This window comes from Methylobacterium sp. WL18 (genome assembly GCF_008040015.1).
Taxonomy (GTDB): domain Bacteria; phylum Pseudomonadota; class Alphaproteobacteria; order Rhizobiales; family Beijerinckiaceae; genus Methylobacterium; species Methylobacterium mesophilicum.
Genome location: NZ_VRVD01000125.1, coordinates 1 through 9,749, shown reverse-complemented (window position 1 = coordinate 9,749; position 9,749 = coordinate 1). Strand labels below are relative to the sequence as shown.

General features: G+C 69.7%; 10 protein-coding genes. All 10 read left to right on the top strand.

Features of this window, described 5'->3' with window-relative positions; all coding sequences use genetic code 11:
* The first annotated feature begins 233 nt into the window (after positions 1 to 233).
* The 10 genes from FV228_RS11910 (at position 234) to FV228_RS11855 (ending at position 9,561) form a co-directional block, all read left to right on the top strand.
* Complete coding sequence (locus tag FV228_RS11910; protein WP_147854819.1) at positions 234 to 722, top strand: phasin; 489 nt, start codon at positions 234 to 236, stop codon at positions 720 to 722.
* A gap of 135 nt (positions 723 to 857) precedes the next feature.
* The gene (locus tag FV228_RS11905) at positions 858 to 1,223 is read left to right on the top strand and encodes a hypothetical protein (RefSeq protein WP_147854818.1); all 366 of its coding nucleotides are present in this window, start codon (positions 858 to 860) and stop codon (positions 1,221 to 1,223) included.
* A gap of 711 nt (positions 1,224 to 1,934) precedes the next feature.
* The gene (gene phnD / locus FV228_RS11895; protein ID WP_147854816.1) at positions 1,935 to 2,957 is read left to right on the top strand and encodes a phosphate/phosphite/phosphonate ABC transporter substrate-binding protein; all 1,023 of its coding nucleotides are present in this window, start codon (positions 1,935 to 1,937) and stop codon (positions 2,955 to 2,957) included.
* 8 nt (positions 2,958 to 2,965) lie between these two features.
* On the top strand, positions 2,966 to 3,775 hold the full coding sequence (phnC, locus tag FV228_RS11890; RefSeq protein ID WP_238262828.1) for a phosphonate ABC transporter ATP-binding protein: 810 nt from the start codon (positions 2,966 to 2,968) through the stop codon (positions 3,773 to 3,775).
* 247 nt (positions 3,776 to 4,022) lie between these two features.
* The gene (phnE, locus tag FV228_RS11880; RefSeq protein ID WP_147854814.1) at positions 4,023 to 4,823 is read left to right on the top strand and encodes a phosphonate ABC transporter, permease protein PhnE; all 801 of its coding nucleotides are present in this window, start codon (positions 4,023 to 4,025) and stop codon (positions 4,821 to 4,823) included.
* Positions 4,820 to 5,632 (top strand): phosphonate ABC transporter, permease protein PhnE, encoded by an 813-nt coding sequence (phnE, locus tag FV228_RS11875; RefSeq protein WP_147854813.1) that lies wholly within the window; start codon positions 4,820 to 4,822, stop codon positions 5,630 to 5,632. The genes phnE (FV228_RS11880) and phnE (FV228_RS11875) overlap by 4 nt, the downstream gene beginning before the upstream one ends.
* 370 nt (positions 5,633 to 6,002) lie before the next feature.
* Positions 6,003 to 6,263 (top strand): hypothetical protein, encoded by a 261-nt coding sequence (locus tag FV228_RS11870; RefSeq protein ID WP_147854812.1) that lies wholly within the window; start codon positions 6,003 to 6,005, stop codon positions 6,261 to 6,263.
* A 194-nt stretch (positions 6,264 to 6,457) separates the two neighbouring features.
* Positions 6,458 to 6,718: a hypothetical protein gene (locus FV228_RS11865; protein WP_147854811.1), complete on the top strand. Its 261-nt coding sequence runs from the start codon at positions 6,458 to 6,460 to the stop codon at positions 6,716 to 6,718.
* 51 nt (positions 6,719 to 6,769) lie between these two features.
* Entirely contained in the window at positions 6,770 to 7,660 is an 891-nt protein-coding gene (locus FV228_RS11860; RefSeq protein ID WP_147854810.1) for an SMP-30/gluconolactonase/LRE family protein, read from the top strand.
* Between the two features lie 74 nt (positions 7,661 to 7,734).
* The gene (locus FV228_RS11855) at positions 7,735 to 9,561 is read left to right on the top strand and encodes a glycoside hydrolase family 15 protein (protein WP_147854809.1); all 1,827 of its coding nucleotides are present in this window, start codon (positions 7,735 to 7,737) and stop codon (positions 9,559 to 9,561) included.
* Positions 9,562 to 9,749 lie beyond the last annotated feature (188 nt).

The window sequence follows — 9,749 nt, the reverse complement described above, 5'->3', positions numbered from 1 at the left end:
CCCCGAACCCACGCCCGATCCCTCGTCCCCCGGCCCGCTTTGCCCGAGAAACACGCGCAACCGTACCCCTATTGTAAAGCGCCCTGCGTTGCGACGCTGGACTCTTGCGCCGGGCGTCACACGTTTACGTCATGTCAACCTTAATGATGACGGCGCAGGTGGCATATGGCGGCGAATCAGTTATTGTGCAGTGCACAAGGCGCCATCAACAGCCGAATTGAGAGGAGACGATCATGAGCACCCCCCCGAATTACGAAGTCCCGACCGAGATGCGCGACTTCGCCGAGAAGAGCGTCGAGCAGGCCCGCAAGGCGTTCGACAGCTTCATCGGCGCGGCCCGCCGCACCGCCGACACCGTCCAGGGTTCGGCCGAGGTCGCCCGCACCAACGCGTCGGACGTCTCGTCCCGCGGTTTCGAATATGCCGAGCAGAACGTGAACGCCGCGTTCGACCTGGCGCAGAAGCTGGTCCGCTCGCGCGACGTGCAGGAGGCCATGCAGCATCAGGCCGAGTTCGTGCGCAGCCAGTTCGCCGCCATCCAGGCGCAGGCCAAGGAGTTCAGCGGCATCGCCCAGAGTGCGATGCAGCAGGGCGCCGAGCGGGCCAAGACGGCGATGCAGCAGAGCGCCGAAGAGACCCGCAAGGCCATGGAGCAGGGTCAGGATGCCGTCCGGCAGACCACCCAGAACGCTCAGGACGCCGCCGACCGCTCGACGCACTGACGCCGTCTACGGATTGGACTGCATCTGCGGCCCGCTTCCGGTTTCCGGAGGCGGGCCGTCTCGTTTTCGCCGGTATTGCCATCGAGAGCCGCCGGAGCAGGGGCGATGCGCCTGCGTCGCGCGAAAGGATCACGGATGCGCCTCACCTCACACGGCCGATCCGGGCTGCGGGCCCCGTTCCGGTTGACCCTCGCCGCCCTGGCGCTCGCCGCCACGCTTCCGGGCTCAGCTGCCCTGGCGCAGTATGGCGGTGGCTATGGTGCGCCGCCGCCGGGTTACGACGATCCGGCCGACGAGGGCGGCTATCGCCCGGCGCCGCGCCGCCGCGAGCGCCAGCCGGTCGGCTACAATTGCGATGCCATCCAACAGGGTCTCACCGGGCCGAAGCCGTTCGCGTGCCCGCTCCCGGGTCCGCGCCCCCTCGGCGTCCGCTGCTTCTGCGACCTCCCGATCGCCTCGTTCAGCCCGCCGCAGACGGCCGTCGGCCGCGTGGTGCCCTGAGGGACCAGGCTTTTCACGCCCAACAGGATCGCCGCTGCGCTTCCAGCCAAATGTCTCCGCGGTCTCGAATTCGCGGATGAAGCGCGGGTCTCCTCTTCCGCGCCAACTGGCGGATTTAACATCGAGGTCGGCAGAAGGCACGGGAGACACCGCGGCTCTCCCTCCCCCGCAGAGGCTACCGGATCCACGCATCGGTGTCGGTAGGACGGGCGCAGGATGGAGCGCGGGTCCCCTCTCCCGTGCGGGAGAGGTCTGCTCTCGCAGAGAGCCGGGTGAGGGATCAGGACTTTCCGGAGAGGTCGCATTCCTCACCCCAACCCTCTCCCGCACGGGAGAGGGGGCCGGTCGCGCTCCGTCGCGAGCGGCGGTGTCCGTTGCAGATGTGTGAACGTCGTAGCCCGCAAGGGGAGGGCGCAACGCGCGCCCTTCACGAGCCGATGCGCGAAAAACCTGTCACTTCCGCAGTCAGAATCCACCCGCACCGGGTCATGCGTGACTCTGCAATGTCTTGTCGAGCGGATCGGCGTCTTCCACCAAAACGCCGCCCGTCAACCCTGTCATAAGCCGGCTTTCCTTCACCCCCCACGCGCATCCCGCCTTGCCTAATCCGAAGCCCGCCACCTACAAGTTGGGCAAGGGAAGCGTCGCCCCAACCGGGTGACGACGGGACGGCGCGGGCCGCACGGCACCGCCCCGCAGGGAGAGAGACGCGTGACACTCGCTCGGTACGGCGCAGCCTTGGCGCTGCTCTGCGGATTCGGCTCGCTGTCGCCGGCGCGGGCCGCCGAATGTGCCAATCGCGGCCAGCTCGACGACACCTATTGCGACACGAACCAGGACCTCGTCGCCGACATCCCGGCCAAGACCCGCGATCCGAGCGTCATCGTGTTCGCCTACACGCCGGTGGAAGACCCGGCGGTCTACGAGAACGCGTTCAAGCCGTTCACCGCCCACCTGTCGCAATGCACCGGCAAGCGGGTCGTCTACTATCCGGTCCAGTCGAACTCGGCCGAGATCGAGGCGATGCGCTCGGGGCGGCTCACGGTGGCGGGCTTCTCCACCGGGCCGCTGGGCTTTGCCGTGAACATGGCGGGCGCGGTGCCGTTCGCCGCCAAGGGGACCGAGAAGGGGGCCGAGGGCTACAACCTGATCGTCGTCGTGAAGGCGAGCAGCCCGTACAAGACGCTCGCCGACCTCAAGGGCAAGCGCGTCGCCCACACCGCCCCGTCGTCGAATTCCGGAAACCTCGCCCCGAAGGCGCTGTTCCCCGAGCAGGGCCTCAAGCCCGGCGAGGACTACAAGATCGTCTACTCGGGCGGTCACGACAAGTCGGCGCTCGGCGTCGGCACCGGCGATTACGACGCCGCGCCCGTGGCCTCCGACGTGTTCAACCGGATGGTCGCCCGCGGCACGATCAAGGGCGACGACTATCGGATCATCTACACCAGCGAGAAGTTTCCGAGTTCCGGCTTCGCCTACGCGCACGATCTCAAGCCGGAACTCGCCGAGAAGCTGAAGCAGTGCTTCTACGACTTCCGCTTCCCGCCCGACATGGTGAAGGATTTCGAGGGCGACGACCGGTTCGCGCCGATCACCTACCTCAAGGACTGGGCCATCGTGCGCAAGGTCGCGGAGGAGTCGGGCACGCCCTACAACAAGGCGGCCTACGAGCGCGAGGCCGCCCGCGAGGCCGAGGCCGCGCGCAAGAAGGCCGAAGGCCAAGCCAAGCCGTGACGCAAGCCGTGACCGCGTCCGCTGCGCTGCGCGCGCCCGGGACCGAGGTGCGGGCGGAGGATCCGCGCGCCCTGGTGATCCGCGGGCTCGTCAAGGAATACCGGGCCGGGCAGCCGGTCCTGCGGGGCATCGACCTCGTGGTGCCGGGCACCGGCCTCACCGCGATCATCGGTCCGTCCGGCACCGGCAAGAGCACGCTGATCCGGTGCATCAACCGATTGGTGCAGCCCACCGCGGGCGAGATCCTGTTCCGCGGCGAGGATCTGGCCAAGCTGTCCGGCCGCCCCCTGCGCCGGGCGCGGCGGCGGATCGGCATGGTGTTCCAGGAATACAACCTGGTCGAGCGTCTCTCCGTGATGGAGAACCTGCTGTGCGGGCGCCTCGGCTACGTGCCGGTCTGGCGGGCGTGGCTGCGCCGGTTCCCCGAGGCCGATATCCAGCGCGCCTTCGACCTCCTCGAGTCCGTCGGGCTCGCCGGCTTCGCCACCCGCCGGGCCGACGCCCTGTCGGGCGGCCAGCGCCAGCGGGTCGGCATCGCCCGGGCGATCATGCAGGAGCCCGAGATCGTGCTGGCCGACGAGCCGACCTCGTCGCTCGACCCCAAGAGCTCGGTGGAGATCATGGAGATCCTGTCCCGGCTCGCGGCCGAGCGCGGGGTGCCGGTGGTGGTCAACATCCACAACGTGGCGCTGGCCCAGCGCTTCGCCACGCGGATCGTCGGCATGTCGGGCGGGCACGTCGTCTATGACGGTCCGCCCGACCGCCTGAGCGAGCGCGATTTGCGCGGCATCTACGGCGGCGAGAACTGGCTCGAATGAGCGCCATGTCGGATTTGAGCTGTCCTCGGACACGACTTTCTGGCTCGCGGGCCCTCCCTCCCCCCTCTGCGGGGGAGGGTACCCTGCGCAGCAGGGGGGGAGAGGGGAGCGCCCTATCCGGAAAGGTCGCGACGTCGGACACATTCTGCATCGTCGCGCTGCCCCTCTCCCGACCCCTGCTGACGCAGGGGCCACCCTCCCCCGCAGAGGGGGGAGGGAGGGCGCGTGTCATGGTCCGGTCTATCCGATGACCGCACCTGTCCCAGGCGTGGCCATCCCGCAAAAACGTGCCTTCCGCCCCAACTGGACCGCCCGGGCCGGCTGGCTGCTGCTCGCGCTCTACGCGGTCTACGCCGCCAGCCAGCTCGGCTTCGCCCCCGAGCGCTTCGCCACCGGGCTCACCCACGGCCGGCAGTTCCTGGCCCGGATGTTCCCGCCGAACTTCTCCCGGTGGGAGCTGATCCAGTCCGGCATCGTCGAGAGCGTGCAGATCGCCGTGATCGCCACGGTGATCGGGATCGTGATCGCCCTGCCGATCGGCTTCCTGGCCGCCCGCAACCTGATGCCGGCCTGGGTGACGTGGCCGACCCGGGCGCTGATCGCCCTGTGCCGGTCGTTCCACCCGATCATCGTGGCGATCCTGTTCGTGAAGGCGATCGGCTTCGGGGCGCTGGCCGGCGTGATGGCGCTGATCGTCGCGTCCGTCGGCTTCATCGCCAAGCTGTTCGCCGAGGCGATCGAGGAGATCTCCCTGAAGCAGGTCGAGGCGGTGCGGGCGACCGGCGCCGGCTTCCTGTCGACGCTGATCATGGGCGTGCAGCCGCAGGTGCTGCCGCGCTTCATCGGCTTCGCGACCTACCAGCTTGATTCCAACCTGCGGAACTCGACCATGGTCGGGATCGTCGGCGGCGGCGGCATCGGGGCGACCCTGTTCACCGCCTACCAGCGCTTCGACTACGACGTGGTGCTGGCGATCCTGATCGTCATCGTGGCGCTGATCATGGTGGCCGAGATCGTCTCGGGCTGGGCCCGGAAGGTGTTCCAGTGAGCGCCGGAGCCGCCCTCGCGGCCCCGCCGCGGCGCTGGCAGCGCTTCTCGCCGTGGAAGCGGCTGGCGCGCCTCGCCTTCACGCTGTTCGCGGTGGCCGCCTTCGTGGCGAGCCTGCGCACGATCGAGGTGATCCCGGAATTCCTCTACGACGCCCCCGAGCAGATGGCCGACCTGTTCGGCCGGATGTGGCCGATGGATGCCGGCTATATCGGGCCGACGCTCCGCGCGCTGGTGGAGACCCTGCACATCGCGACGCTCGGCACGCTGATCGCCATCGTGATCGCGGTGCCGATCGGGCTGCTCGCCGCCCGCAACATCACCCCCAGCCTGCCCCTGAACCTGTTCGCCAAGTTCGTGTTCGTGACCTCCCGGTCGGTGAATTCCCTGGTCTGGGCGCTGCTGTTCGTGGCGGTGTTCGGCCCGGGGCCGCTCGCCGGCACGCTGGCGATCGCCCTGCGCTCGGTGGGCTTCACCGGCAAGCTCCTGGCCGAGGCGCTGGAGGAATCGAACCGCGGCTCGATCGAGGCCCTGCAGGCCGCGGGCGCGGGGCGGCGGGCCACGCTGCTGATGGGCTACTGGCCGCAGGTGAAGCCGGCCTTCTGGTCGATCGCGCTGTTCCGCTGGGACATCAACATCCGCGAATCCGCCGTGCTCGGCCTCGTCGGGGCAGGCGGCATCGGGGTCGCGCTCGATACGGCCCTGAACCTGCTCTACTGGGATCAGGTCGCCGTGGTGCTGGCCGCGATCTTCGCGGTGGTGATCGTGGCCGAGATCGTCGTCACCACGGTGCGGGCGAAGGTTCTCTGACCGTCACTGCGTTGTGACGACCGAGGGATAAGGCGCGTCCTCGTTCCGGGCTTCGGATCGAAGACCCGGAATGATGGTCGGCCGCGTCGGCATGATGCCGCTCCGCATTGCACGGGCGCGCCCTCATCCAGCCCGCCATGCCAGCCTGAGGCCGGCGTTCCGGCGCGCGCGCAGCCAACTTCATTATCAAAAGTTGCAAAATGGCGGCCCAATACGCGCGAAGTCGCGAGAAGGCGCCGCCAATTTTTAATCCCCGCCGGTGCGTGCGCGCCGGCACGTCACGATGGGATTGGCGTCCCCATATCTGTCTCAAGCAAGAGGAAACGGGTTCGACCAATCGAACCGTACTTGTAAGAGCGTGAGTATATCTATGAAGACCCGTATCGCCGCCGCCGTGGCCGCCCTTGTCCTTGGCGTTGCCCCGATCTCGTCTGCCATGGCCGACAACGGCGCCCGCTGGACCGGCTTCGCGCCCTACGACGTCGAAGCCACCCATTCGCTCGGCCTTGGCGTCCACGACAACCCCTACTACGAGGGCTGCCCGATGAGCTCGGCGGCCGAGGGCAACGCCAACCAGCAGACGCGTCCCGTCAAGCAGTACGGCCAGACCGCCGGCGGAAACCGCTGCTGATCGGCCGCGGGATCCGCCCCCCGCCCAGGAGCGGAACAGCGTGACGGGTGCGTCCGCGCCGTAAGCGCCGCGCCCCTCACCCCGACCCTCTCCCGCACGGGGGAGGGAGCGCGTCGCGGCCGTCGTCAGCGAGGGCGGTCCGTACGAGACAGAATCGGACATCAACCCGAAGGGAACTGAGGAGACGTCACGCCATGACACGCACGAGCCTGAAGCGAGCCGGACTGATCCTCGGCCTGATCGCGGCGCCGGCGTGCCTGAACGCGGCGCAGGCCGGCCCCTTCACGGGCACGGGCGGCGGTCCCGAGACGACGGTGAACGCGCCCTACCGTTCGTCGGTGGGCCAGACGGTCCCGCCGGGCCGCGCGGCCGCCCCGCTGCACGACCCGAACGAGCGGACGAAGCGCCAGAAGGAGCTCGACTCCGTCCTCGGCAGCGTCTGCGACGCGTGCTGAGCCACCGTCCAACCACCCTGATGCGCGATCGGAACCAACGGGATAGGTCATTTGGATTGTTTGCAAGACGCCTGCGTTCTGAGCCAGGTCCGCTGCCATCTCGGTGAAGGTCCGAGCTACGATCCGCGCACCGACACGGCGTGGTGGGTCGACATCCTAGAAGCGCGCCTGTTCGAGAAGCCGGTCGCCGGATCCCGCAAGGCGCTGGTCCATGTCCTGCCGTTCCAGGTCAGCGACGTGGCGGCGATCGACGGCTTCCACCAGCTGCTCTCGGCCGAGGACGGCCTCTACGTGCGGGCGATCCGGGATGGCGACATCCGGATGTTGTGCCCGCTCGAAGAGGAGATGAAGAGCAACCGCTCCAACGACGGACGCATACATCCGTGCGGTGCGCTCTGGATCGGCACGATGGACCGGGACGCCGCCAAGGGGCGCGGCTCGATCTACCATGTCGCCGGCACCCGGGTGCGGCGCCTGTTCGGCGGCCTGACCATCCCGAACGGCATCAGCTTCTCGCCGGACGGCGCCACCGGCTACTTCGTGGACACCGACGAGGGCGTGCTGCGTCGGGTGGCGCTCGATCCCAGGACCGGCCTGCCGAAAGGCCCGATCGAGACCCTCTACGATCATCGCGGCGGCGAAGGCGGCATCGACGGGGCCGCCACCGATGCCGAGGGCCTGATCTGGACCGCCCGGTTCGGCGCCGCCTGCCTCGATGCCTACAGTCCCGCCGGCGAGCGTGTCCGCACCGTGCCGGTCCCGGTGCGGCAGCCGACCTGCCCGACCTTCGCGGGCCGCGACCTCGACCGGCTGCTGGTCACCTCCGCCTACGAGGGCATGGACGCGGCCGAGCGCGCCGCCGATCCCGAACACGGCCGGACTTTTTTGGTCGATGTCGGCGCCCGCGGCCTGCTGGAACCGGCCTTCCGGCTCGGCGCCTGATCCGGCCCAGCACTCCGAACCCGTCCCATCCCCACGCCGCAGCCGGATCGCCGGCGCGGCCAGAAGGAGTCTTCATGTCCGATGCGGGCCAGCGCCCCTACCAGCCGATCGAGGCCTATGCCCTGATCGGGAATTGCGAGGGCTGCGCCCTGGTCGCCCGCGACGGGGCGATCGACTGGGCCTGCCTGGAGCGCTTCGACGCCGCCCCGACCTTCTCGCGGCTGCTCGACCGGCGGCGCGGCGGCCACTTCACCATCCGCCCGGCGGGCCGGTACGAGACGACGCGGCAATACCTGAGTCGCAGCAACATCCTGGAGACCACCTTCACCACCCAGGACGGCTTCGTCACCCTGCACGACTTCATGGTCGGGCCGGAGGGCGGGCCGGACCGGCCGCGCCTGGTGCGGCGCGTCGGCGGCGTGTCCGGCCAGGTCCCGATGGTGGTCGAGTACCGGCCGCTGGCGGGCTTTGCCGAAGGTTTCACGCCGCCGGCGATCGAGGGCGGCCGGGTGGTGACGCCGGGATGCCCGGGCCTCCTCGCGGACGTCGCGATGGCCCCGGACGGGGAGGGCGCGGCCGTCCGCTTCACCCTGGCGGCCGGCCAGGAGCGCAGCTTCAGCCTCTACGCCGACGCGCTGCCCCGGACGCCGCCGGACACGCGCGCCCTGATGGAGCGGACCCGCAGCGCCTGGGTGCTGTGGACGCAGGACGCGGCCTATACCGGGCCGCTCGCCGACGAGCTGATCCGCTCGGCGCTGGTCCTGAAGGCGCTGACCTACGCGCCGACCGGGGCGATCGTCGCGGCGGCCACGACCTCGCTGCCGGAGGAGATCGGCGGCATCCGCAACTGGGATTACCGGTTCTGCTGGATCCGGGACGCGTGCCTGTCCTTCTACGTCCTGAAGAAGTTCGGGATGCTGCGCGAGGCGGAAGCCTTCTTCGGGTTCGTGACCGACCTGTGCGAGCGCGCGGAGGGCCGGTTGCGGCCGCTCTACAGCGTCTCCGGGGAGGGCGATCTCACCGAGACCACCATCGCGCATTTCGAGGGCTGGCGCGGCAGCGCGCCGGTGCGGGCCGGCAACGAGGCGGCCGAGCAGCACCAGGCCGACGCCTACGGGCAGGTGCTCGACCTGCTCTACCTCTACACGCGGCTCGGCGGCACCCTGCCGGAGGCGATGCACGGCCACGGGGCCCGGCTCGCCGACATCTCGGCCGCCCATTGGCACACGCCCGATGCCGGGTTGTGGGAGCCGCGCAAACCCGAGCAGCGCTACCTGCACGCCGCGATCATGAACTGGGTCGCGCTCGACCGGGCGATCCGCCTGTTCGGCCCCCGGGAGACCTGGTGCCGGGAGCGCGACCGGATCGTCGCCTGCGTGAACGGCGAGGCCATCCACCGGGACGGCTACTACCCGCAATATATCGGCGGCGACGACGTCGACGCCGCCCTGCTGATGGCTCCGATGGTCGGCTTCCCCGTCGACGCGGCGGCCTTCGCCCGGACCGTGGATGTGGTGATCGAGCGACTCGGCCACGGCCACCTCGTCTATCGCTACCGGGCCGACGACGGCCTGCCCGGCCACGAGGGCACGTTCCTGCTCTGCGCCTTCTGGCTCGTCGACGCGCTGCTCTGGCTGGGCCGTGATGCGGAGGCGCGGACTCGGTTCAACGCCCTACGGGCGCTGCAGAACGATGTCGGGCTCTACGCCGAGGAAGCCGCCGAGGACGGGACCTTCCTGGGCAACTTCCCGCAGGCCTTCAGCCATCTCGGCTTCATCCACAGTGCCCTGATGCTCGACCTGTTCGACCACGGCGGTCGCGCGGCCGTGCAGGGCACCTACGCCGACCGGTCCCTGCGCGAGACCGCCCTGCGCCGCGCGCCGGACCTCGCCGCCGACTGATCCAGTCCATCCCTCCAACCCGGAGTATCCATGTCCGTATCGAGCCGCCAGGAAGCCCGCCTCCTCAGCGCCGACGAGGCCGACCTCGTCGCCCGCTCCCACCACCCGAAACTGCGCGACGCCGATGACGGGGGCATCGCCGACCTGATCGGCCGGCTGCGCGAGCGCCGCGACCGCGCCCGGGACAT

Bases quoted from the DNA above. Each gene is read 5' to 3' on its own strand.
- phnE (WP_147854814.1), top strand. From the start codon at position 4,023: ATGACCGCACCTGTCCCAGGCGTGGCCATCCCGCAAAAACGTGCCTTC.
- FV228_RS11865 (WP_147854811.1), top strand. From the start codon at position 6,458: ATGACACGCACGAGCCTGAAGCGAGCCGGACTGATCCTCGGCCTGATC.
- FV228_RS11910 (WP_147854819.1), top strand. From the start codon at position 234: ATGAGCACCCCCCCGAATTACGAAGTCCCGACCGAGATGCGCGACTTC.
- FV228_RS11855 (WP_147854809.1), top strand. From the start codon at position 7,735: ATGTCCGATGCGGGCCAGCGCCCCTACCAGCCGATCGAGGCCTATGCC.
- FV228_RS11870 (WP_147854812.1), top strand. From the start codon at position 6,003: ATGAAGACCCGTATCGCCGCCGCCGTGGCCGCCCTTGTCCTTGGCGTT.
- FV228_RS11905 (WP_147854818.1), top strand. From the start codon at position 858: ATGCGCCTCACCTCACACGGCCGATCCGGGCTGCGGGCCCCGTTCCGG.